Origin of the sequence: Paracoccus sp. MA, from assembly GCF_020990385.1 — a bacterium.
In the GTDB taxonomy this organism is placed as follows: domain Bacteria; phylum Pseudomonadota; class Alphaproteobacteria; order Rhodobacterales; family Rhodobacteraceae; genus Paracoccus.
In genome coordinates, this window is the sequence record NZ_CP087597.1 from 1,309,970 (window position 1) to 1,331,339 (window position 21,370).

At 64.9% G+C, this 21,370-nt stretch carries 21 protein-coding genes and 1 tRNA gene; 5 read left to right on the forward strand and 17 right to left on the reverse strand.

Annotated elements, in window-relative coordinates:
• Positions 1 to 4: 4 nt before the first annotated feature.
• The 6 genes from LOS78_RS06510 to LOS78_RS06535 form a co-directional block, all read right to left on the reverse strand.
• On the reverse strand, positions 5 to 853 hold the full coding sequence (locus tag LOS78_RS06510) for a formate/nitrite transporter family protein (protein WP_230376293.1): 849 nt from the start codon (positions 851 to 853) through the stop codon (positions 5 to 7).
• Positions 854 to 865: 12 nt separating this feature from the next.
• Positions 866 to 1,201 (reverse strand): nitrite reductase small subunit NirD, encoded by a 336-nt coding sequence (gene nirD / locus LOS78_RS06515; RefSeq protein ID WP_230376294.1) that lies wholly within the window; start codon positions 1,199 to 1,201, stop codon positions 866 to 868.
• Entirely contained in the window at positions 1,198 to 3,630 is a 2,433-nt protein-coding gene (nirB, locus tag LOS78_RS06520) for a nitrite reductase large subunit NirB (protein ID WP_230376295.1), read from the reverse strand. Before nirB ends, nirD begins: the two co-directional genes overlap by 4 nt.
• A gap of 15 nt (positions 3,631 to 3,645) precedes the next feature.
• Complete coding sequence (locus LOS78_RS06525; RefSeq protein WP_230376296.1) at positions 3,646 to 4,854, reverse strand: nitrate/nitrite transporter; 1,209 nt, start codon at positions 4,852 to 4,854, stop codon at positions 3,646 to 3,648.
• 284 nt (positions 4,855 to 5,138) lie between these two features.
• The gene (locus LOS78_RS06530; protein ID WP_230376297.1) at positions 5,139 to 6,311 is read right to left on the reverse strand and encodes a CmpA/NrtA family ABC transporter substrate-binding protein; all 1,173 of its coding nucleotides are present in this window, start codon (positions 6,309 to 6,311) and stop codon (positions 5,139 to 5,141) included.
• Positions 6,302 to 6,892, reverse strand: coding sequence for an ANTAR domain-containing response regulator (locus LOS78_RS06535; protein ID WP_028713869.1), 591 nt, complete (start codon positions 6,890 to 6,892; stop codon positions 6,302 to 6,304). The genes LOS78_RS06530 and LOS78_RS06535 overlap by 10 nt, the downstream gene beginning before the upstream one ends.
• A 239-nt stretch (positions 6,893 to 7,131) precedes the next feature.
• Between LOS78_RS06535 and LOS78_RS06540 the strand changes: the two genes are divergently transcribed.
• Together LOS78_RS06540 and pdxY are read left to right on the forward strand one after the other, a co-directional pair.
• Positions 7,132 to 7,884 (forward strand): MOSC domain-containing protein, encoded by a 753-nt coding sequence (locus LOS78_RS06540; protein WP_230376298.1) that lies wholly within the window; start codon positions 7,132 to 7,134, stop codon positions 7,882 to 7,884.
• The gene (gene pdxY, locus LOS78_RS06545; RefSeq protein WP_230376299.1) at positions 7,881 to 8,717 is read left to right on the forward strand and encodes a pyridoxal kinase; all 837 of its coding nucleotides are present in this window, start codon (positions 7,881 to 7,883) and stop codon (positions 8,715 to 8,717) included. Before LOS78_RS06540 ends, pdxY begins: the two co-directional genes overlap by 4 nt.
• Before the next feature lie 66 nt (positions 8,718 to 8,783).
• Here pdxY and LOS78_RS06550 read toward each other — a convergent pair whose 3' ends face one another.
• The 4 genes from LOS78_RS06550 to LOS78_RS06565 form a co-directional block, all read right to left on the reverse strand.
• A complete protein-coding gene (locus tag LOS78_RS06550) occupies positions 8,784 to 11,096 on the reverse strand; it encodes a Tex family protein (RefSeq protein ID WP_230376300.1) in 2,313 nt (770 codons plus the stop codon).
• Positions 11,097 to 11,171: 75 nt separating this feature from the next.
• Entirely contained in the window at positions 11,172 to 11,615 is a 444-nt protein-coding gene (locus LOS78_RS06555) for a hypothetical protein (protein ID WP_230376301.1), read from the reverse strand.
• Between the two features lie 367 nt (positions 11,616 to 11,982).
• The gene (locus LOS78_RS06560; protein WP_028713874.1) at positions 11,983 to 12,375 is read right to left on the reverse strand and encodes a hypothetical protein; all 393 of its coding nucleotides are present in this window, start codon (positions 12,373 to 12,375) and stop codon (positions 11,983 to 11,985) included.
• A 648-nt stretch (positions 12,376 to 13,023) separates the two neighbouring features.
• A complete protein-coding gene (locus LOS78_RS06565; RefSeq protein WP_230376302.1) occupies positions 13,024 to 13,221 on the reverse strand; it encodes a hypothetical protein in 198 nt (65 codons plus the stop codon).
• A gap of 95 nt (positions 13,222 to 13,316) precedes the next feature.
• On the opposite strand from LOS78_RS06565, the gene LOS78_RS06570 reads away from it, so the two are divergent.
• Positions 13,317 to 14,098 (forward strand): IS5 family transposase gene (locus LOS78_RS06570; RefSeq protein WP_085999836.1). Its coding sequence is split into 2 segments (ribosomal slippage): positions 13,317 to 13,659 and positions 13,659 to 14,098, totalling 783 coding nucleotides; the frame shifts between segments, so codons are not numbered across the junction.
• A 13-nt stretch (positions 14,099 to 14,111) separates the two neighbouring features.
• Here the strand turns inward: LOS78_RS06570 and LOS78_RS06575 are convergent.
• A complete protein-coding gene (locus tag LOS78_RS06575; protein WP_019351453.1) occupies positions 14,112 to 14,429 on the reverse strand; it encodes a head-tail connector protein in 318 nt (105 codons plus the stop codon).
• 217 nt (positions 14,430 to 14,646) lie between these two features.
• Here LOS78_RS06575 and LOS78_RS06580 point away from each other — a divergent pair, with 217 nt between their 5' ends.
• Positions 14,647 to 15,069, forward strand: coding sequence for a hypothetical protein (locus LOS78_RS06580; protein ID WP_230376303.1), 423 nt, complete (start codon positions 14,647 to 14,649; stop codon positions 15,067 to 15,069).
• 214 nt (positions 15,070 to 15,283) lie between these two features.
• Positions 15,284 to 16,065 (forward strand): IS5 family transposase gene (locus tag LOS78_RS06585; RefSeq protein WP_085999836.1). Its coding sequence is split into 2 segments (ribosomal slippage): positions 15,284 to 15,626 and positions 15,626 to 16,065, totalling 783 coding nucleotides; the frame shifts between segments, so codons are not numbered across the junction.
• A 196-nt stretch (positions 16,066 to 16,261) separates the two neighbouring features.
• On the opposite strand, the gene LOS78_RS06590 is transcribed toward LOS78_RS06585, so the two are convergent.
• The 6 genes from LOS78_RS06590 to LOS78_RS06610 all read right to left on the reverse strand — a co-directional run bounded on the left by LOS78_RS06590 (position 16,262) and on the right by LOS78_RS06610 (position 21,310).
• Complete coding sequence (locus LOS78_RS06590; RefSeq protein ID WP_230376304.1) at positions 16,262 to 17,818, reverse strand: phage major capsid protein; 1,557 nt, start codon at positions 17,816 to 17,818, stop codon at positions 16,262 to 16,264.
• Positions 17,811 to 18,131: a gene transfer agent family protein gene (locus tag LOS78_RS06595; RefSeq protein ID WP_230376305.1), complete on the reverse strand. Its 321-nt coding sequence runs from the start codon at positions 18,129 to 18,131 to the stop codon at positions 17,811 to 17,813. Before LOS78_RS06595 ends, LOS78_RS06590 begins: the two co-directional genes overlap by 8 nt.
• Complete coding sequence (locus tag LOS78_RS22005; protein WP_010398060.1) at positions 18,128 to 18,262, reverse strand: hypothetical protein; 135 nt, start codon at positions 18,260 to 18,262, stop codon at positions 18,128 to 18,130. Before LOS78_RS22005 ends, LOS78_RS06595 begins: the two co-directional genes overlap by 4 nt.
• The gene (locus tag LOS78_RS06600; protein ID WP_230376306.1) at positions 18,259 to 19,491 is read right to left on the reverse strand and encodes a phage portal protein; all 1,233 of its coding nucleotides are present in this window, start codon (positions 19,489 to 19,491) and stop codon (positions 18,259 to 18,261) included. The genes LOS78_RS22005 and LOS78_RS06600 overlap by 4 nt, the downstream gene beginning before the upstream one ends.
• 69 nt (positions 19,492 to 19,560) lie before the next feature.
• Positions 19,561 to 21,135 carry a tyrosine-type recombinase/integrase gene (locus tag LOS78_RS06605; protein ID WP_230376307.1) on the reverse strand — a complete coding sequence of 525 codons (1,575 nt, stop codon included), beginning with the start codon at positions 21,133 to 21,135 and terminating at the stop codon, positions 19,561 to 19,563.
• 90 nt (positions 21,136 to 21,225) lie between these two features.
• Positions 21,226 to 21,310, reverse strand: a tRNA-Leu gene (locus tag LOS78_RS06610).
• Positions 21,311 to 21,370: the final 60 nt, after the last annotated feature.

Consider the following 21,370-nt stretch of genomic DNA (forward strand, 5'->3'; position numbering starts at 1 on the left):
CCCCTCACTCGGCAGGAACGGCGGCGGGGGCTTCGGCGGGCGTATCCGCCGCACGCCGGGACGAGGTCTTGTGATGCGTGGCATAGATCATCGCGCCGACAAAGGTCAGCCCGCCGACCAGGTTGCCCAGCACGGTCGGGATCTCGTTCCAGATCATATAGTCCATGATGGTGAACTGCCCGCCCAGAAGAAGCCCGGCCGGGAACAGGAACATGTTCACGATGGAATGCTCGAACCCCATGTAGAAGAAGATCAGGATCGGCATCCACATGGCGATGACCTTGCCCGAGACGCTGGTGGACATCATCGCCGCCACCACCCCGGTCGAGACCATCCAGTTGCACATGACCGCGCGGACGAACAGCGTCAGCATCCCCGCCGCGCCATGGGCGGCATAGCCGAGCGTCCGCCCCTCGCCGATATGGCCGATCTTTTCGCCGACCGCATTCGGCGCCTCGGAAAAGCCGAAGGTGACGATGATCGCCATGAACACCGCGACGGTGAAGGCGCCGGCGAAATTGCCGGCAAAGACCAGGCCCCAGTTGCGCAGCATGCCCTGGACCGTCACCCCCGGGCGCCGGTCGATCAGCGCCAGCGGCACCAGCGTGAACACCCCGGTGAGCAGGTCGAAGCCCAGCAGGTAGAGCATGCAGAAGCCGACCGGGAACAGCAGCGCGCCGATCAGCGGCTCGCCGGTGTTCACGGTGACGGTCACGGCGAAGGCGGCGGCCAGCGCCAGGATCGCCCCGGCCATATAGGCGCGGATCAGCGTGTCCTTGGTGGACATGAAGACCTTGGCCTCGCCGGCATCGATCATCTTCTTCGCGAAATCGGCAGGATTGACATAGGACATGAGCGTGCTCCTTCAGGCGGCGCGGGGGCGCGAGACGAGTTCGGCGCTGATCAGGACGCGGCCCTGTTCGACGCGGACGGGCCAGGTGCGGACCGCGCCCTCGTCGGCGCCCTGCGCGGCGCCCGAGTTCATGTCGAACACCCAATTGTGCAGCGGGCAGGTCACGCGGTCGCCGTGCACGATGCCCTCGGACAGCGGGCCGCCCTTGTGCGGGCAGCGGTCGTCCAGCGCAAAGACCCGGTCGTCCAGGGTGCGGAACACCGCGACGCAGCCCTGCACGGTGCGGATCACCCGCGCGCCCTGCCGGGGAATGTCCTCCAGGGCTCCGATATCGATGAAACCGGTCATTCCGCGGCCTCCAGGGTCAGATCGGCAAGAGGCGCCCATCTGGGCGTCTCGGTGGTGGTGGAATGTTCGGCCCAGGGGTCGCGGCGATAGACCGACTGGCTGATCTCGAAGCGTTCGACCAGCGCGCGGCGGGTCGGCAGGTCGGCGATCTGCGCCTTCACCCAGTCGAGCCCGACCTTGGCCACCCATTTATAGGGCCGGTCCAGATAGCGCGCATGTTCGCGGTAAAGCTGGATGAAGGCGGTGATGATCTCGACCGCCTCGTCCTCGCAGGGGGTCGAGGCCAGGGGCTCGGTCTCCTTCACCTCCATCCCGGCGGCACCGGCGACGCTGATCTGGTAGCCGCTGTCGACGCAGATCACGCCCACATCCTTGCAGGTCGCCTCGGCGCAGTTCCTGGGGCAACCCGAGACGCCCAGCTTGACCTTGTGCGGCGTCCACGACCCCCAGAGCAGCTTTTCCAGCCGGATGCCGAGGCCCGTGGAATCCTGGGTGCCGAAGCGGCAGAACTCGCTGCCGACGCAGGTCTTCACCGTGCGCAGCCCCTTGGAATAGGCATGGCCCGAGACCAGCCCGGCGGCGTTCAGGTCGGCCCAGATATGCGGCAGGTCCTCTTTCTTGACACCCAGCAGGTCGATGCGCTGGCCGCCGGTGACCTTGACCATGGGAACGGCATATTTCTCGGCCGCGTCGGCGATGGCGCGCAGCTCCTGCGGGGTGGTGACGCCGCCCCACATGCGCGGCACCACGGAATAGGTGCCGTCCTTCTGGATATTGGCGTGGTTCCTTTCGTTCACGAAGCGCGACTGGCGGTCGTCGCGATAGTCCAGCGGGTATTCGGCCAGCAGGTAATAGTTCAGCGCCGGGCGGCAGGAATGACAGCCACCGACCGTTTTCCAGCCCAGTTCCTGCATGACGGCGGGGATCGACTTCAGCCCCATGGACTTGATGAGCCGCCGCACGTCCTCGTGGCTGTGGTCGGTGCATTTGCACATGCCGGCGGGCGCGGGCGCGACGAAGCCGTCGCCCAGCGTCAGCTTCATCACCTGCTCGACCAGCCCGGTGCAGGTGCCGCACGATCCCGACGCCTTGGTGCAGGCGCGCACCGCATCGAGCGTATGCGCGCCGCCCTGCACCGCGGCGACGATGGTTCCCTTGCAGACGCCGTTGCAGCCGCAGATCTCCGCCTCAGGCGGCAAGGCTGCAACGGCCGCCATAGGGTCCAGCGCGGTCCCCCCCTGGAAGGCCGGGCCGAAGATCAGCGTGTCGCGCATCTCGCTGATGTCGGTTTCGTCCTTCATCAGCCCGTAGAACCAGTTGCCGTCGGCGGTGTCGCCATACATCACCACGCCGATGATGCGGTCGTTCTCCAGCACCAGCCGCTTGTAGATGCCGCGGCCGGGGTCGCGAAACACGATGTCCTCGCGCCCCTCGCCTTCGGCAAAATCGCCGGCGCTGTAGAGGTCGCAGCCCGTCACCTTCAGCTTGGTGGCGGTCTGCACCGGGCGGAACGCGGCCTCCTCGCCCAGCAGGGTCCGGGCCAGCACCTTGGCCTGGTCGTAAAGCGGCGCGACAAGGCCGAAGACCTGGCCGCGATGCTCGACGCATTCGCCAAGCGCGAAGATATGCGGGTCGCTGGTGCGAAGGGCGTCATCGACGACGATGCCGCGCTCGACCTCCAGATGCGCGTCATTGGCCAGCCGCACCTCCGGACGGATGCCGACGGCCATGCAGACCAGGTCGGCGGGATGGACGGTGCCGTCCTCCAGCAGCACCGCCTCGGCGCGGCCATGGCCCAGGATCGCCTTGGTGGCGCCCTTGCAATGCACCTTGATGCCGCGCCGCTCCAGATCGCGCTGCAGCAGGTAGCCGGCGGCGGGGTCCAGCTGCCGCTCCATCAGGTGGCCCATCAGGTGGACGACGGTGACGCTGGCCCCACGCGCCGCCATGCCGGCCGCGGCCTCAAGGCCCAGCAGCCCGCCGCCGATCACCACGGCATCCTTGCCGGAGATACCGGCCTCGATCATCGCATTGGTGTCTTCCAGGTCGCGATAGGTCACCACGCCCGGCAGGTCGCTGCCCGGCACCGGGATGATGAAGGGCGCCGAGCCGGTGGCGATGACCAGAGCGTCATAGGGCGCACCGCCCGAATTGGAATAGACGGCGCGATTGGCGCGGTCGATCCGCACCACCGGCTCGCCGAAGCGGCAATCGACGCCATGGGCGGCATACCAGTCCGCGTCGTGGGTGACGATCTGCTCATAGGTCTTTTCGCCCGACAGGACCGGCGACAGCATCAGCCGGTTGTAGTTGCCGCGCGGCTCGGCGTTGAACAGGGTGACATGCCATTCGCCGGGCGCGGCCTCGAACAGCTGCTCCAGCAGGCGGCCCGAGGCCATGCCGGCGCCAATGACGACAAGTTTCTTCATCGCGGGACTCCTTTCTCAGGCGGCTTGCAGGGGCGCGCGGCCCATCTGGCGGATCGAGGCGTGCATCCAGAGCGCGCAGAGCCCGACCAGCAGGAACAGCGCCATGAAGCAGCTGGACCACAGCCCGGTCTGGTCGCGCAGCCAGCCGAACAGCAGCGGCAGGGCAAAGCCGCCCAGGCCGCCGATCATGCCCACGAGCCCGCCGACCGCGCCGACATGGCCGGGGTAATAGCTGGGGATGTGCTTGTAGACGGCGGCCTTGCCGAGGCTCATGAAGAAGCCCAGGACGAAGATCACCGCCAGGAAGACCGGCACCGGCACGCCCGAGGGGATCGACAGGATCGCCGTCGCGGCCAGCGAGACGAGGAAGGTCGCATACATCACCGCCCGCGCGCCGATCCGGTCGGAAAGCACCCCGCCCCAGGCGCGGAAGATCGAGCCGGGGATGGAATAGGCCGCGCCGATCATGCCGGCGGTCCGGATGTCGAAGCCGTAGACCTGCGTCAGGTAATGCGGCAGCCACAGCGCCAGCGCCACGAAGCCGCCGAAGCTGAAGAAGTAATAGGCCGAGAAGCGCCAGACCCGGACCTGGCCCAGCGGCGCGAGCTCGGCCCGCAGCGACGTCTTGCGGCCTTGCCCGGCGGCGGTGACCGGGTCGTCCTTGCTCAGCAGCCAGAACAGCACGGCGGTCAGCGCCAGCGCGCCGGCCCAGATCTGCGCGGTCGCCTGCCAGCCCAGCGCCAGCATGACGAAGGGCGCGGCGAACTTGGTCACCGCGGCGCCGACATTGCCGGTGCCGAAGATGCCCAGCGCCGTGCCCTGCCGCCCCTCGGCATAGAAGCGCGAGACATAGGCGACGCCCACGGCGAAGGAGCCGCCGGCCAGCCCGACGCCCAGCGCCGCCAGCAGCATCTGCGGCCAGGTGCTGGCCCAGGACAACAGGAAGGTCGCGCCGGCGGCGGCCAGCATGGTCAGCGTATAGACGCGCCGCCCGCCCAGCCGGTCGGTCAGCACGCCCAGCGCGATGCGCACCAGCGATCCGGTCAGGATCGGCAGGCCGATCAGCAGGCCGAACTGGGTCTCGGTCAGGGAAAGCTGCTCGCGGATCTGCAGGCCGATGATCGAGAAGATCGTCCAGACCGCGAAACAGATGGTGAAGGCGAAGGTCGAGAGGCCCAGCGCGCGGCTGGCCTCGGAGGGCGGAACGGGGGGAACGGCGGGCATGGTGGCTCCGATGCGTTGCTGATGGCGAAGGCTGTCGGAAAGCGCGGCCGGGCGGCGGAAGGCCGCAGCGGATTTGCACTTTCGGAGGAGAGGATCTCCGCGCCCTTGCGGAAACCCGTGCCGCATCATTGCGAGCGGGCCGGTAGCGCGCCGTTGCGCCGGGCCATGAGGCAAGATTGGGTCAGGGCGCTGGCCGGATCAAGCCTTGATGCGGCATCGCAGCATCCGCGGCAGCCTGCGCCCGAAAGCCGGGCAACCCCGCGCCCGGCCTGCCTGCAAAACGCTCAACCGGCGAAAGGGGGTTCGAAGATGGTGCCGTCGAAAAAGGCATCGGCGCGCAGAATCATCTGGCCCTTTTCCGCCGCGACCTCGCGGTCCTCGGCCAGCGCGCCTTCCAGCCGGGCCGAGGCACCGGGCAAGGCCGCCCCCGCCTCGCGCAGATGCCGGCGGTAAAGATCGGTGCGGAAATGCGCCATCGCCTTTTCCATCGCCGGCCCCGGCTCCAGCCCGTGGCGCAGGGCGATGCGCTGCGCAAAGAATGCAGCCAGGCTTTTCCAGGGAAAATTCGCCGCCCCGGCATGGAAGGCGACGAAGCCCGGCACATGGCGGATCTCGCCCGAGGGCGTCACCTGCAACCGCCCGGTCAGCCCGCGCTCGGCCAGCTCGGCCGGCAGGTCCAGATATTCGCGCCGCGACAGGATCTCGGCGGCGGTGTCGCGGTTCTCGGGCTCGTCGAGCCAGCGCCCGGCGCGCCAGACCGCCCGCATCAGCGCGCCGGTCAGCTGCGGCTGGCTTTCGGTGAAGTCGCGGCGCAGCACCAGCCCCTTTTCCGGCGGCGAGGCCCAGATCGCCGTGCCGGGCAAGAGCAGCGCGGCCAGCCCCCGGTCCACCGCGCTCGACGCCCAGGGCTCGCCGACGCAGAAGGCATCGACCTCGCCCGCGGCCATGGATTCGGCCATCAGCGGCGGCGGCACGGTGACGACCTCCAGCGCCGGGTCGAAGCCGCAGGCGCCGAGCCAGTGGCGGATCAGCTCCAGCTGGGTCGAGAAATGGAACGGCACGCCCACCCGCAACCGGCCGGGCGCGGCGCGGTGCAACGCAAGCCCCGCCTTGCGGGCATCCCAGAAATCGAAATCATGCCCCTGCTCGCGCATGCTGGCGGCCAACGCGGCGCTGACCGCGACCGCCTGCCCGCCCTGCGACAGGAACATCACCAGATCCAGGTCCGGCAACGCCGGCCCCAGCCCCAACGCCTGCGCCACCGGCATCGGCACCAGCATATGCGCCGCCTCGATCAACCCGGCACCCAGCATGTCGCGGGCCTGCGCCCAGGCGCCCAGCCGCAGCAGCTGGAATTCCAGCCCCTCCTCGGCGGCAAAGCCCAGCTCGCGCGCCACGATCAGCGGTGCTGCGTCGATCAGCGGCACATAGCCCAGGCGCAGGGGCGTCAGCGGCATGACAGCAACCCCGCGGCCAGGACCAGCTGCTGCGCGATCTCGGCCACGCGCTTGCCCTGGTCCATCGCCGTCTTGCGCAGCAGCGCATAGGCGGCCTCCTCGTCGATGCCGCGCGCCTTCATCAGCACGGCCTTGGCGCGGTCGATCACCTTGCGCTCCTCCAGCGCCGCGCGGGTCGCGGCCAGTTCGGCCCGCATGCGCTGGAACATGTGAAAGCGCGCGACGGCCGCGTCCAGCACCGGCTTGATGCGGTCGGGGCGCAGCCCGTCCACGACATAGGCCGAGATCCCGGCTTCGACCGCCGCCCGGGTCAGGTGCTCGTCCGAACGGTCCACGAACATCGCCACCGGCCGCTCGGTCGGGCCCGAGGCCAGTGCCAGCTCCTCGAGCACGTCGCGCGAGGGGTTGGCCAGGTCGATCAGCACGATGTCGGGGCGGCATTCGGCGATATGGCGCGCCAGCCCGGTCTCCTCGGAGATGATGCGGATATCGTGGTCGCCGATCTCGCGCAGCCCGTCCACGATCGGGGCGGCGCGCTCCGGGTCGGGCTCGATGACGACGATCGAAAGGCGCTTGTCCATCTGCTTCCTGCTCTCTCCCGTCCCAGCAGGTGCCAGCGGAACCGCGCGCCTGCAACGCATCCGACGCCTCCCCCACTGTGCAGCCGCAATCTGCGCAGGAAGCGGGCAGATGCGCAGGGCCGCGCGCAGAGAACGGGCAGAGCGGCAATCGGGCCGAAGCCGGCGCGCTCGGGCCATGATCCCTTGAGCCTGCCGGTTCCTCGGCTAATCTGGCCGCATCCAGACAAGCCGGGGGAACCATGGCCCAGATCATCCTGCTGACGGGCAAGGCCGCCCCCCTGCCCGGCAGCGACCAGCTCAGCGGCATCGACAAGCGCCCGGCGGACCGGCCGCTGGCGCTTGGCCCCGAGGGATTCGAGGGCGACGAACAGGCCGACCGCCGCGTGCATGGCGGGCCGGAAAAGGCCGTGCATCACTATCCGTTCGATCATTATGCAGCCTGGCGCGTGGAGCTTGGACGGCCGCGCCTGGCCGAAACACCGGGGGTTTCACACCCCCGGCCCCCCGTGGAGTATTTGAAAAACGGAGAAATCGGGGGATTGCTGGAGGCGCCCGGCGCTTTTGGCGAAAACATCTCCACCAGGGGGCTGATCGAGGCGGATGTCGCGGTGGGCGACATCTTCCGGCTCGGCTCGGCCTTGGTGCAGGTCTCGCAGGGGCGCCAGCCCTGCTGGAAGCTGAACCGCCGCTTCGGCGTCGAGGACATGGCGCGGCGCGTGCAGCAAAGCGGCCGCACCGGCTGGTATTACCGCGTCCTGCAGCCCGGCATCGTCGCCCCCGGCGACCGGCTGGAGCGGATCGACCGCGTGGCGCCCGACTGGACATTGCGCCGGCTCTGGCATGCGCTCTACGTGGACCGGCTGAACCTGGACGAGCTGCAGGGCATCGCCGCGCTGGAGGTGCTGGCCGAGGGCTGGCGGCGCTATGCCGTGCGCCGGCTGGAAAGCGGCCGGGTCGAGGACTGGTCCAGGCGACTGGAGGGCAGCGCATGAGCCGGCCGCTGGTGATCTCGATCCAGAGCCAGGTGGTCATGGGCCATGTCGGCAATTCCGCCGCGGTCTTTCCGATGCTGGCCGCGGGGCTGGAGGTGGCGCCCGTCCCGACGGTGATCTTCTCCAACACCCCGGATTATCCCAGCCTGCGCGGCCGGCCGCTGCCCGGCGATTTCTTTGCCGATCTCCTGCAGGGCCTCTGGGATCGCGGCCTGCCCGGGCGCGCGGATGTCCTGCTGACCGGCTATATCGGCTCGGTCGAGGTGGCGCAGCTGACGGCCGATTTCGTCGCCCGGGCCAAGGCCGCGAACCCGCGCCTGCGCTATTACTGCGACCCGGTGCTGGGCGACGAGCAGCCGGGCCTCTATGTGCCCCGGGAAATCGCCGACACCTTCCGCGACCGGCTGCTGCCCATGGCCGACATCGCCTCGCCCAACCCGTTCGAGGTCGCCTGGCTGACCGGCCAACCCATCGCCGAGCTGGCCGATATCCACCGTGCCGCGCGAGGGCTGCGCATGGCGCCCGAGGCCCAGCTGATCGTGACCGGCTGCCGGCTGCGCGAAACCGCGCCCGGCATGCTGGAAAGCGTGATCCTGGGACCGCAAGGGCTGACGCGCCATCCAACCCCGCATCTGCCGGTGGCGCTGGCCGGGACCGGAGACCTGTTCGCCGGGCTGATCACCGCTGCGCTGGGGCAAGGCCGCAGCCTGGCCCAGGCGGTCGAATTCGCACAGATCCAGACCGCGCGCGCGCTCCGCCAGGCGGCAGAACTCGGCACGAAAGAGGTCGTGCTGTCCGATCCGGCGTTTCGCGCCGCTCTGCTCACCCCCTGATCGGCTTCTTTCTTGTCCAAATATCCCGGGGGAGTCGCGCCGCAGGCGCGGCGGGGGCAGAGCCCCCTAATCCTTGCGCAGCGCGTTCAGCAGCGCCGCGCCCAGGGCGCCGGGCTGCTCCTTGCCCGCAGGGGCGGCGGATTTCGGGCCGCGTCCCGGCTGCGCCTTGGGTCCGCGCTCCTTCTGCGCCTCGCGGGCGGCGGCACCGCCGTCCTTGCGCATAGTCAAGCCGATGCGCTTCCTGGCCACATCCACCTCGGTCACCCGCACCCTGACCACGTCGCCGACCTTCACCACCTCGTTCGGGTCCTTGACGAAACGGTCGGCCAGCTGGCTGATATGCACCAGCCCGTCCTGATGCACGCCGATATCGACGAAGGCGCCGAAGGCCGCGACATTCGTCACCGTGCCTTCCAGCGCCATGCCGGGGCGCAGATCCTTGATATCCTCGACCCCCTCGGCAAAGCTGGCGGTAACGAAGCTCGGGCGCGGGTCGCGGCCGGGCTTTTCCAGCTCGGAGAGGATGTCGCGGATGGTCGGCAGGCCGAAATGCGCGTCGACGAAGGCCTCCGCCCGGATGCCCTTCAGCGCCGCGCCATTGCCCATGATCTGGCGGATGTCGCGGCCGCAGGCGGCGACGATGCGGCGGGCGACGCCGTAAGCCTCGGGATGGACGGCCGAGGCGTCCAGCGGCTCCTTGCCGTCGCGGATGCGCAGGAAGCCCGCGCATTGCTCGAAGGCGCGCGGGCCAAGCCCGCCGACCTTCTTTAGCGCCGCCCGGGACGGGAAGGCGCCGTTCTCGTCGCGCCAGGCCACGATGTTCTGCGCCAGCGACGGTCCCAGCCCGGCCACATGCGCAAGCAGGGGCGCCGAAGCGGTGTTCAGGTCCACCCCCACCGCGTTCACTGCATCCTCGACCACCGCCTCCAGCGTCTTGGCCAGCTGCCGCTGGTCCACGTCATGCTGATACTGGCCGACGCCGATCGATTCGGGCGGCACCTTGACCAGTTCCGCCAGCGGGTCCTGCAGGCGCCGGGCGATCGAGACCGCGCCGCGCAAGGACACGTCGAGCCCCGGGAACTCCTTCGCCGCCAGCTCCGAGGCGGAATAGACCGAGGCCCCGGCCTCGGAGACGATCACCTTCACCGGCGGCTTCACGCCTTCGGGCAGGCGCTTGAGCACCTCGGCCACGAAACGCTCGGTCTCGCGGCTGGCGGTGCCGTTACCGATGGCGATCAGCTCGATCCTGTGCTTGACGATGGCGGCGGCCAGCGCGGCCTCTGCCCCGCGCAGGTCGGATTTCGGCGGGAACGGGTAAAGCGTCGCGGTCTCGACCAGCTTGCCCGTGCCGTCCACCGCCGCCAGCTTGACTCCGGTGCGGATGCCGGGGTCCAGGCCGATGGTCGGGCGCGGCCCGGCGGGCGAGGCCAGCAGCAGGTCGCGCAGGTTGCGGGCGAAAACCCGGATCGCCTCTGCATGGGCGCGGGTGCGCAGCTCGGTCAGCAGGTCGATATACATCGTGTTCGACAGCCGCACCCGCCAGCACCAGCCCGCCACCTTGCGCAGCCAGCGGTCGCCCGGCTGATCGCCCAGCCGGTCCAGGGCCGAGGCGACGATGCCCTCGGCCCGCGCCGCGCCGGTTTCCGGCTCGGGCGCGATCTCGATGGTCAGCACCTCCTCCTTGGCGCCGCGCAGGATCGCCAGCGCCCGATGCGCCGGGATGCTCGCCCATTTTTCGGACTGGTCGAAATAGTCGCTGAACTTGGCGCCGACCTGTTCCTTGCCCGGCACCACCCTGGCCGAGATAATCGCCTCGGCCTGCATGAATTCGCGCAGCCGGCCCAGCAGCGCCGCATTCTCGGACAGCTCCTCGACCAGGATGTCGCGCGCGCCGTCCAGCGCCGATTTCACATCCGGCACCGATTCCGAGATATAGCCCGCCGCCAGCGCCTCGGGCTCGGCGGCGCGGTTGTCCTGGATGGCGCGCAGCAGCGGCTCCAGCCCGTTTTCCCGCGCGATCATCGCCTTGGTGCGGCGCTTGGGCTTGAAGGGCAGGTAGATGTCTTCCAGCGTGGCCTTGGTTTCCGCCCCGGCGATGGCGCGGGCCAGCGCGTCGGTCAGCTTGCCCTGCCCCTTGATGGATTCGAGGATCGAGGCCCGCCGCGCCTCGAGTTCGCGCAGATAGGCCAGCCGTTCGGACAGCGTGCGCAGCTGCGTGTCGTCCAGCCCGCCCGTCACCTCCTTGCGATAGCGGGCGACGAAGGGCACCGTGGCGCCCCCGTCCAGCAGGGCCGAGGCCGCCGCCACCTGGTCGGGGCGGGCAGCGATCTCGGCGGCGATGGTGCGGGCTATGCGGTCGGTTGCATCCACGGGCGGCATCCTCTGAGGTCTGGACCGCCGTCATAGCCAAAACCCGCCCACGATCCAAGCATCGCGAGATCCGGGCGCCCGCGGTCAACTCAGCCGCATGGCCGCGCGCAGCTTCTGCTCGAAGGCGGGTTGCAGGCGCGGCATGCGCATGTCGCCCTTGGTGGTCTCCATCGCGCGCCAGAGGTTGGCGATGGCGGCCCAGTTCAGGCCCAGCGGCGCATCCCCGGTCTCGATGAGCTGCACCCGCCCGGCCAGGCGGCGGAAGGCCACGCCCCGCAACAGGGCGTTGGCATGGATCAGCACCTCGTCCTCGAGCTCGGGGTCGAATTGCGCCTCGGCCATGTCCAGGAAACCCGACGCGTCGCCTTCGATGAAGAGGGTCTGCGCCTCGATCAGGTAGCTCTCGCAGATCGAGAAGCCCTGCTCGCACCAATCCGCCAGCGAGCCAGAGAAGCCCAGACCGCCGACCTCGATCCCCGAGACCTGCAGAAAGGTCAGGCTGCCATTGTCGCCATGGGGATAATGCATGCCCGAAGCATGCGTGGCCTTGCCATTCACCAACATCACTCACCAACCAACAATTGAGATCACTTAATAGGATGCAATTAAAACGATCCGCATCTTTTCGGCCAGTTGCCCTTTAAGACAGGTAAACAAACCATCAACGCCCCAAGGCTAAGGCGTTGTTTTGCAAGCGACCTGCCGGGAACAAACCACGCCCGGCGCGATCAGCCCCAGGTTGCGGGGTGAGTCGGCGGGCCCTGTCCCTGCCCGCAGCGGTCGCTCGGAAGCGCCACCGGCGGCGGGATGTGGGGCCGGCGACCGGGAACACCGCGGGGACCCTTTGGGAAAGGGACGCCCGCCATTCCCGCCTTTCCCCGGGTCGGCGCCGGGCCTATCGGGCTCCCAGCCGCTCAAGCTCGGGGAACTTGTGCCAGGGCACGTCGGTGCGGTTGCAGATCGGATGATCCAGGCTTCCGCCGGCGGGTTTTCCGTCGCGGATCGGGATGCCGATATTGTGCACGCCGACATAGACGCCCGAGACGTTCTTGCTGTCCGCCCGCACGCAAACGCCCTGCAACCCGTCCGCAAAGGTGGCGACGTTGGAGATCTCGGCATAGCGGATCGAGGCCGGATCGTAGACGAGACGTTCGGCGCCCTTGACGATCTCGGCCTTCAGGGAATCGCTTGGCGGGACGGATCGCGCGATGATGTCGCCATAGCGATCCGTGCCGGCACAGCCGGCAAGAAGCAACGCGCCACCTGCCAGGGTAAGACCAAGCTTCATTTCATGCTCCTTGCTGAATGGGCGTCGCCAGATGCAGGCAGGCTAACGGCGCAGGGCCGCGAAGGGAATACGCCTGCGCGGCCCTGCGGCATCAGGTGCCGCACCTTGCCGCCGTCATGCCCGGCGCGGCAATCCGGTCGCTCAGCGGGCGGACGTGGCGAGCGATGGGGGGAGCGCAGCCCGGCCAGAAGCGCATCCGACCGCCCGCCGCGACCGGGTCGCGACATGCCGAAGCGGTTCGCGTCGATCCGGGACGGATTGCGGCCGAGGCAGAGTTATCCTTTGATTGCAAAGTGGTGCGGGTGGAGGGACTTGAAAACTGACGGGAACTTTACGAATCAATAGCTTACAAGAGGTTTTGTAACATTGTGACGCCCCTAGAAATGGGCTAAGTGACGTTACGTCATATCCATGCAGAAAGGGCGGGGATTGCTCCCCCCCCCTTCCCATTCGCATGCTAAGTAAGGTTCCGGGTGCCGCGCGACCGGAGAAGGCGATCGCCGCACCGTGACGGGGTTTTCGGGGGAATACTGCCCGCGCACTCGCCGTCTAATCGCAGCGCGTATGGTGTCCTTCTGGTGCAACCACCGGGCCGCGCCAGCCCGTTACATGATAATTACGGCTGACGCGGTGGTTTGTCGCATGGGATCAGGCGGCTTTTTTCGCCTCGCCTAGCTGGATGATCTCTGACAAATGTTCACCCGTCAGCGTTTTACGATTGTGCAACACGCGCGCGACTTCGCAGACCTCATGCCAGCAGTCATCTAGCATCTTGCCAAGACGGCGTTCGGCATCATTCAGAATCTTTTTACGGAAGGGCTTGCGCTTCTCAAGAAAGCCGACCAACCCCATAACCTGCCCATAATCGTTCCTAGGTCGTGTTGACAAAAGGGATTCCTCTGGCAGTCGTCCTATGATTCAAGCTCATCTCTACGTGGGAGATGAACTTGGCACGCAACCTGATATCCGACGATGAGTGGACCTTCTTCGAGGGCTTCATTCGTGCCGTCCGGCACCCTAACGGGCGGAAACCTGCGGACCATCGTCTTGTTCTGAATGGTATATTCTGGATCGCAAGGACTGGTGCGCCATGGCGCGATCTGCCCGAAGAGTTTGGCAAGTGGTCCTCGGTCTACCGTCAGTTCCGCCGCTGGACTTTGGCGGGACTGTGGGAGGATATCCTGGATGCGCTGAACCACGCTGGGATCGCGCCAGACAAGCTCCAGATGGTTGATAGCACTGTGATCCGCGCCCATCATCATGCGGCGGGCGCAAAAGGGGGACTCCGAAAGAGGCTCTTGGCCGTTCGAGAGGTGGCTTCTCGACCAAGATCCATCTCCGCGTCAACGGCGCAGGCCTCCCGATGAGGACCGAGATCACGCCGGGGCAGGATTCCGACTACACCGGCTATGATATGGTGATGGCCGACAACCTGCCGCAACCAGCAGTTCTGGTCGCCGACAGGGGCTATGACTCTGATAAAATTCGGGAAGACATCGAGAGCCGCAACGCCCTGCCCATGATACCGATGCGAAGGAACCGAAGGGTGCGCAAGGCTGTCGACATGACCATCTACACCCTGCGCAACATGGTCGAGCGCTGCTTCAACAAGCTGAAAAATAGCCGCCGCCTTGCAACCCGCTACGACAAAACCGCCGAAAGCTTCCTTGGCTTCGTCGACGTCGCCTGCATCAGGCTCTGGCTCCGCCATTTGTCAACATGACCCAGTGACCAGCTTAGCCATCGGTGCTGGCCTCCACCTCGGGCACATAGCCGACAACCTGCCGCTTGATACCGGACAGCAGATCGGTGACGCCGAAAGGAAGCTGATAGGCAGAGGCAAAGGTGACGGCCTCGCGGGCCTCATACTGATGCGCCACCAGCATCAGGGCGGCTTGCAGCATCAGCGGATTGTCGGCGTCGAAAGGCAGGCCGGTATAGGACGCAACCCACGCCTCGGCCACGTTGCCGTAGTGGGTCAAGATCGCATCATCGGCGGTTTCATCCGGCAGGAAGTTCAGGTGCGCCCTCACAAGGGCGGAAGGCAGGGGCATTGGACACTCGCAACACTCATAACTAGAGGTTACGTTATCACATCATAATCATAACAAAAAATTATATTCGGCCTGTCTTGCGCGTGCCTCCCCCCGCCGGTTCCCAAGATGGTGCGGAAGTTCGGGAACACCCCCGGGCCGGATAAGTAAGCGCTTACTTGAACCGGGTCACACAACCGGGCAATCACAGGTTGGTGATTCTTGGTTGAGGCTATCAATGACACTAAAGGACTTCCTTACAAACTTCGTGGCTCCGTTGTTGGTTCTAGTGATTGGCGCTGTAATTCTCTGGTTCGGAGCTCTTCCAGCCGAGTATGCGAAAAGGAATGAACAAATAAAGTTTCTGCAAGAAAGCCAAGCAGAACTAAAAGCCAAAATGGATTCGGCCCTCGATAAGATGGCTTCTGAAAATGTCGCCCTTCATCAGCGCATTTCCGATATGGAGCAGCGCATTGTCGGAATAACATCTATCAACCCCATGATAAGCGAATGCGCAGAGATAATGCGACAAATGCGTGAACCGGGAAGCGGAATGGGGGTCATGACGCTTGATAAAGAAACAAATACTCTGCGTGATACTCGCCTTGTTGCTCTATCCGACAGGTATAATCAGTTAGGCTGTAATTCATTCGGAAAATAGCTCGGGCGCTTGCTACCAGCCGGCACAGTTAGCGCATCCTCAATAGGCCAACCATGTATTAACCGATAATAAATAGTGTTTCGTTTAATCCCGGTTCTGCTTTCCCATTGGTTTAGGGTGAGGGTTTCGCCGCGATAGGTGAAGCTAGGTCGTGTTGACAAAAGGGATTCCTCTGGCAGTCGTCCTATGATTCAAGCTCATCTCTACGTGGGAGATGAACTTGGCACGCAACCTGATATCCGACGATGAGTGGACCTTCTTCGAGGGCTTCATTCGTGCCGTCCGGCACCCTAACGGGCGGAAACCTGCGGACCATCGTCTTGTTCTGAATGGTATATTCTGGATCGCAAGGACTGGTGCGCCATGGCGCGATCTGCCCGAAGAGTTTGGCAAGTGGTCCTCGGTCTACCGTCAGTTCCGCCGCTGGACTTTGGCGGGACTGTGGGAGGATATCCTGGATGCGCTGAACCACGCTGGGATCGCGCCAGACAAGCTCCAGATGGTTGATAGCACTGTGATCCGCGCCCATCATCATGCGGCGGGCGCAAAAGGGGGACTCCGAAAGAGGCTCTTGGCCGTTCGAGAGGTGGCTTCTCGACCAAGATCCATCTCCGCGTCAACGGCGCAGGCCTCCCGATGAGGACCGAGATCACGCCGGGGCAGGATTCCGACTACACCGGCTATGATATGGTGATGGCCGACAACCTGCCGCAACCAGCAGTTCTGGTCGCCGACAGGGGCTATGACTCTGATAAAATTCGGGAAGACATCGAGAGCCGCAACGCCCTGCCCATGATACCGATGCGAAGGAACCGAAGGGTGCGCAAGGCTGTCGACATGACCATCTACACCCTGCGCAACATGGTCGAGCGCTGCTTCAACAAGCTGAAAAATAGCCGCCGCCTTGCAACCCGCTACGACAAAACCGCCGAAAGCTTCCTTGGCTTCGTCGACGTCGCCTGCATCAGGCTCTGGCTCCGCCATTTGTCAACATGACCTAGGGTCTTTTCGGGATTGTAAGCGGGTTCGCGCTCAAACATCGGCTTGGCGCTCTGGCGCATGACGGAATCCCATGCGCCGGGAATGCCGCCCGGAAGGTTGTCCAAGGCGACGGCAGCCCGCAGGGACGCCCTTAGCGTCACGGCTTGGTTGCCGTGGCGCAGGGTCGTTTCATATGCGGGACAAATTTGCATTAGCTGGCGGTGCGCAGCTTGATGAAGGCCGATGGCATGGTGACGCGCGCACCCACGCGGCGGCGGGCGGTGATGCGGAAAATATCCGTCTTTGCGCCCGTGATGCCGTCGCGGATCAGTTCCAGCCCCACGCGGTCGGCAATCGTGTAGCCGAAAGCGAAGTCACCGAACAGAACCGGGGTGCTATCCGGCGCAACCTCGGGCATGTCGCGCGAAGCATAGACCGGGCGGCCCAGCAGCGTGGCGGGCTGGCCGCTGGCAAGCCCTTCCTGCCAGAGATAATCGCCGGTCTGGTTCGCCAGCATACGGATTGCGGCGATGGTTTGCGGGTTCATGAGCCATGCGCCGTTGGCGGCATGTTCCTGGGGCAGTTCATAGAACATGCGCACAAGGTCATTGGGCTGCACGGTCGCGGCGGTGCCGTCCAGTTCCTCGATACCCGCCGATGCCGACATGACGCCTTCCGGGGCGGTGGTGCCGTCGCCGTTGACGAACCATTGCGATTCCTTCAGCGCGAATTGCTTGGCGATATGGCCGGTGACGAATGCGTCAAGGTTGACGTGCGAATCTTCCAGCAGCGAAAGCGTCATGGGAACGCTGACACCGGCAAGGAACGGTTCCAGCGTGATTTCCTCAAAGCTGGGTTCGTCGTCGGGCTTGGTGCCGGTCTCGGCCACGATCTGCGGCTCCACGCTATCCACCAGCCGGGGCACCTTCAGCGACGGGCCGCTCATCTGAATGACGGTCGCAAGCTGGCGGATCGGCGACATCTCCACCACCTTTTCCAGAATGGTGGTGCTGGTCGAGTCCGGGGCCAGAATGCCGCCGGTCGAGGGGGCGCTGACGGCAAGGGCTTTCAGTTCCGAGGCGTCACCCGTGCGGATGAAGTCCACGAAAGCCTTGGTTGCCTTTTCGACGTTGCCCAAATGGACAGCCGGTGCGCCGGGGCGGTTCGCCTTGGCTTCCAGCTTGTCCAGCCGCGACAGCACGGCATTCAGCGCCTTGGTGTCGATCTGGGCCGCATCGTTGGCCGGGGTTTTGGCTTTGTTTTCGTCTTGGTTCAGTTCTTCGTTTTCCACTTTATACTCCGTGTTCGTGGATTGCGATTTAACGGCGCTAATCCGCGCCTCGGGGTGGACTGGGCTTTGGCAGAGTGAGATTTCTGTAAGCGAAACCTCATAGAATTTTCGTCCGCCGTTTGGCATGGGCTGATAAAGGGCTTTGTTGAAGGAAACAGATAGGCCCTTAATAACGCCATTCTTCAAATAGCGATGCGCGGATTTTGCCGTGGTGATCCCTTCAAGGAACAACCGGCCTTTCACCTCCAAGCCCTTGGCGGTTTCGGTGATGGTTTCCCAAACGCCAATCGCCTTTGATTTGTCATGCTCAAGGCAAATTGGCAGTTGCGACGGGATAATGAACGCACCCGGCTCAATCGTGTCGCCAATGCTATCCGGGCCAGAGAAAGGCCACGCGATACCAGAGATTTCACCAGCTTCCGAAACGGTAAGCTGCGCCTTGGTTTCGATCCGGTCGAGGGTTTCAAGATCAGCCATCGGCCTGCACCTCATCAGCACCCAGCCAGCGGGCGGCTAGGATCGCGGTGGCGAGCGGCAGCACCTCGGCAACCGGGCGATTGCGGGCGTAGGTGCTGACCAGCCGGTCGGCTTCCTCGGGGTTGGTGCCGCCGCCGATCAGGCCAAGGCGGATAACCTCGGACAGATCGGCCAGCTTGAAGGCGTGGCCCAAGAGGCGCTGATACAGGACGCCAATGCCGGTTTCGGTCTTGGCTTCCAGTTCCGCCACCATGTCGTCGGACAGGGTGAAAGGGCGTTCCTTGTCGCCAAAGAAAGCGGTTGCGGTGATCATGCGTCAGCCTTGACGGGCAGGCCGATCATGGCGCGCAGTTCGTCGGCGGTCAGAATGCCGGCATTGACCAACGCCAAGGCGATTTCCAGCGCCGCCAGCATTTCCAGCGGGCTTTGCGTGGTGTCATTCATCGGGGCTTTTCCTCTTGGGGTTTTGGTGCCGGAACGGTCGTGCCGCCCGAGGTGGTGAAGGGATTGGCAAGCTCATCGCCGCCTTCCATGGGCGGCAGGTTCAGGCCGGCGCGGACCTCGTTCGGGGTCATGGCGCGCATGGCGACGTATTGCGAATACGCGGTGGCCTGCGCCGCGAAGTCCACCGCCAGCAGGTCTTTGGTTTCGGCCTCGATATACAGGGCCTTGCGATCCTCGGGGGACAGCAGGACGCGGGCATAGGCGGAAGCCCAGCGTTTCAGCCACGGGCGAAGGGTCAGGGTTAGAAATTGCTGGCCCATCTGTTCCGTATTGGACCAAGTTCCGCGCGACAGTTCAAAAAGCATCGTCGGGGGGATGCGGAAGGCGCGGGCAATCTCGCGGATTTGCTCAATCCGGTTCGTGTAGAACTCGGCATCCGTGTTGCTGGTGGCGAGCGGGTAGTATTGAAAACCCCGATCCAGAATCGCGGTGCGGCCAGCGTTTTCCCCGGTATTAACTTCGTTCCACCGCTTGATCATGTTTTCAAGTTCAGCGGTGGCATTGTTACCGCTTAGCTTTTCGGTGGTCGCCAGATAACCGCTCGGGCGCCCGGAACGGCTATACCAGTTCGCAAGGTGCTGTTCCGCTGCCAGCGCAAGGCCGATAGCTTCCTTGGCATGGGTGATCGGGGATTTGCCGTCCAGTGTCGAGATATGCAGCATCTCGGTATAAGGCAGCACCGTGTCACCGCCGCCTTTCTGGCGGATGCGGTAAGAGGGTTCGCCGTAATCGTCGGTTTCGACCAAGACCGCGCCGGGTTCTATCCGTTGCAGCCAAATCGGCTTGCCTTCACTATTGCGCACCACACCGGCAAAACCGTGGCCGGTCAGCAGCGCATCGCGGGTAAGCTGTTCCCGCAGTTCCTCGGCGCTGGTCCATGGGTTCGCCTCGCCGTGGATCAGTTCATAGGCGGCATGATCCTTCTGCGCCTTGCGCGTGTCGCGGTCATGCAGCTTGAACGGCAGATTTCCGCAGGCTTCCGAGATAAGCCCGACAGCAGCAGCGACGGCAGGAACGCGCAGGGCGGTTTCGCTGGTGACGGTAACGCCAGACCGGACAGGCAGGCCACCGAAGAGGCCGAACGCCTCGGGGCTGGTCAGGGTGAAGGCTTTTTGTTCGGTGACGCCTTGCCCGAACAACCGGGCAAGGCGCTTGGTGATACTCGACAACGTGACACTCGCAAAATTGATACGTTATAACGTATCATAACTTTTAGTTATTGCAAGTGCGCCATTATCTCATTTCAAGTTATATTCCGGCAATGCGTCGATCACGCGGGCCTTGGCGGTGAGACTGACAGTCCCATACCCATCCGACATATCCTTATCCGAATGCCCCTGAATGGCGTTCACAATCCGCATATCAAGCCCAAGATCACGCGCTTGGGTTTTCAGCCGGTGCCGCCAAGCGTGGTTGGGTTGCAGCCCCTCGGGGACAAGCTCTTGCTCATGGAGCCAAGCCGCTAGGCGCTCGGATTGCCGTTGCGCCGAACGGGCCGATTTCGCCGGATCGGTCGAGGAATTGAATAGCGGGCCATCCTTGGCAGCCTTCACATGGTCGAGGAAACCCAAGGCCAAAATCTGCTGATGAATGGGCACATCTCGGAAGTCACCCGCCTTCACCGTGCCGGCATCGGGGCTTATCCGCATCACCCAGCGGTCGCCCTCTTGGAAAACATCGGCCTTCCGCAGTTGCAGGATTTCGCTAATCCTCGCGCCACTAAACGCGCACAAGATGGGTGCCCATCGCTTAGCCGCGATGGTGGTTGCATGTTCGCGGATATGCCCGAACGGATCGGGTGTCGGCTGATAATCGCGCGATGCGTTCAAGATCGCCAACGCCTCCTTGTCCGAATACCCCGGATCGCGGCTGCGCTGGCGCTTGGGCTTCGCCTGCTTGACGTTCTCGGCAACATTCTCGGACAGGCGGTCGTTCTCAACAGCCCAAGCCCATAGGGTTCGAATGGTCGAAAGATAGATGCCCGCAACGGTCTTTGCGCTGATCCTGTTCAAGAGGTCGTCGCGCCATGACATAAGGTCTTTGCGCGTTACCTTGCGGGCATCGCTATGTCCGAGGAATTTTCGCAAGCTCTCGATCACCGGGCGTTGCCGCCGCCCGCCGTCCTTCATAAAGCCCGCCATGGTGCGGGCTTTCACATAGTCATTCCAGAGCTTCGCAAGGCTTACCGGCTCGGGTTCGTCCTCGGGCGGCTTGGCGTTGACCAGCAGGGGCGTAGAGGGCTGGCCGGTAAAGTCGCCCTCGTCGCGCTCCACCATACGCGCCAGCGCCTCTAGCTCGGCGCTACAGAGGGCGCGGGCGATGGTGCGCCATTCATCCGAGCCGGGCGCAGCGTCGAGGTTCCCGGCAGCCCGGAAACGCTCGATCCGCGCTCCCATGAGGTCGGCCAGTTCCTGATCGGCCAGCCTGCCGGCCGCGCCCGCCCGCAGTTGCTCAACATAGCCATCATCAATCCCGATAGCCGAGACAGTCGCATATGACGGGCTGTTGCGCATCTGGTCGTCAAAGGCGATCCGTTGCTGGTAGTGCGATAGCGCGATCTGATCCGGGGCCAGCGGATAGCGCGCTGGGGCGGCAGTGCTGTTAGCTGGTGCCGCCTTTCGTTCCGCTTGGGCGATCTGGTGCTGTAGCTGCGCCACCGCGCCCGGCAATAGCTTCATTGCGGTTCTGCGATCCGGCCCGAGGGGTGCGCGCAGTTCGGTCTTGCCGACGATGGGTCGAAGGTCTTTCGGCACCACCAGCCGCGCGAAGAATCTGCCGGATCGGTTCAAGAGGTATCGTTGCGCGCCAGCCATGGCAGGGTCCGTTTTGTAACATGCTTTGTAACAGTAGAACGGACTAAGCCCAGCAAAACAAGGAATTTCTAGCATTTGCTGGGCTTTTGATGGTGCGGGTGGAGGGACTTGAACCCCCACGCCTTGCGGCGCCAGAACCTAAATCTGGTGCGTCTGCCAATTTCGCCACACCCGCATCGCGATCCGCACGGCCGGCGGGCGGCGGCGGATCGGCGCTTCTCTTAGCAAAGCCCTC

Coding starts and splice junctions, on each gene's coding strand:
- LOS78_RS06580 (WP_230376303.1), top strand. CDS start 14,647: ATGACACTAAAGGACTTCCTTACAAACTTCGTGGCTCCGTTGTTGGTT.
- LOS78_RS06590 (WP_230376304.1), bottom strand. CDS start 17,818: ATGGCTGATCTTGAAACCCTCGACCGGATCGAAACCAAGGCGCAGCTT.
- LOS78_RS06535 (WP_028713869.1), bottom strand. CDS start 6,892: ATGGACAAGCGCCTTTCGATCGTCGTCATCGAGCCCGACCCGGAGCGC.
- LOS78_RS22005 (WP_010398060.1), bottom strand. CDS start 18,262: ATGAATGACACCACGCAAAGCCCGCTGGAAATGCTGGCGGCGCTGGAA.
- LOS78_RS06595 (WP_230376305.1), bottom strand. CDS start 18,131: ATGATCACCGCAACCGCTTTCTTTGGCGACAAGGAACGCCCTTTCACC.
- nirD (WP_230376294.1), bottom strand. CDS start 1,201: ATGACCGGTTTCATCGATATCGGAGCCCTGGAGGACATTCCCCGGCAG.
- LOS78_RS06550 (WP_230376300.1), bottom strand. CDS start 11,096: ATGCCGCCCGTGGATGCAACCGACCGCATAGCCCGCACCATCGCCGCC.
- LOS78_RS06575 (WP_019351453.1), bottom strand. CDS start 14,429: ATGCCCCTGCCTTCCGCCCTTGTGAGGGCGCACCTGAACTTCCTGCCG.
- LOS78_RS06525 (WP_230376296.1), bottom strand. CDS start 4,854: ATGCCCGCCGTTCCCCCCGTTCCGCCCTCCGAGGCCAGCCGCGCGCTG.
- pdxY (WP_230376299.1), top strand. CDS start 7,881: ATGAGCCGGCCGCTGGTGATCTCGATCCAGAGCCAGGTGGTCATGGGC.
- LOS78_RS06560 (WP_028713874.1), bottom strand. CDS start 12,375: ATGAAGCTTGGTCTTACCCTGGCAGGTGGCGCGTTGCTTCTTGCCGGC.
- nirB (WP_230376295.1), bottom strand. CDS start 3,630: ATGAAGAAACTTGTCGTCATTGGCGCCGGCATGGCCTCGGGCCGCCTG.
- LOS78_RS06510 (WP_230376293.1), bottom strand. CDS start 853: ATGTCCTATGTCAATCCTGCCGATTTCGCGAAGAAGATGATCGATGCC.
- LOS78_RS06605 (WP_230376307.1), bottom strand. CDS start 21,135: ATGGCTGGCGCGCAACGATACCTCTTGAACCGATCCGGCAGATTCTTC.
- LOS78_RS06540 (WP_230376298.1), top strand. CDS start 7,132: ATGGCCCAGATCATCCTGCTGACGGGCAAGGCCGCCCCCCTGCCCGGC.
- LOS78_RS06555 (WP_230376301.1), bottom strand. CDS start 11,615: ATGCATTATCCCCATGGCGACAATGGCAGCCTGACCTTTCTGCAGGTC.
- LOS78_RS06530 (WP_230376297.1), bottom strand. CDS start 6,311: ATGCCGCTGACGCCCCTGCGCCTGGGCTATGTGCCGCTGATCGACGCA.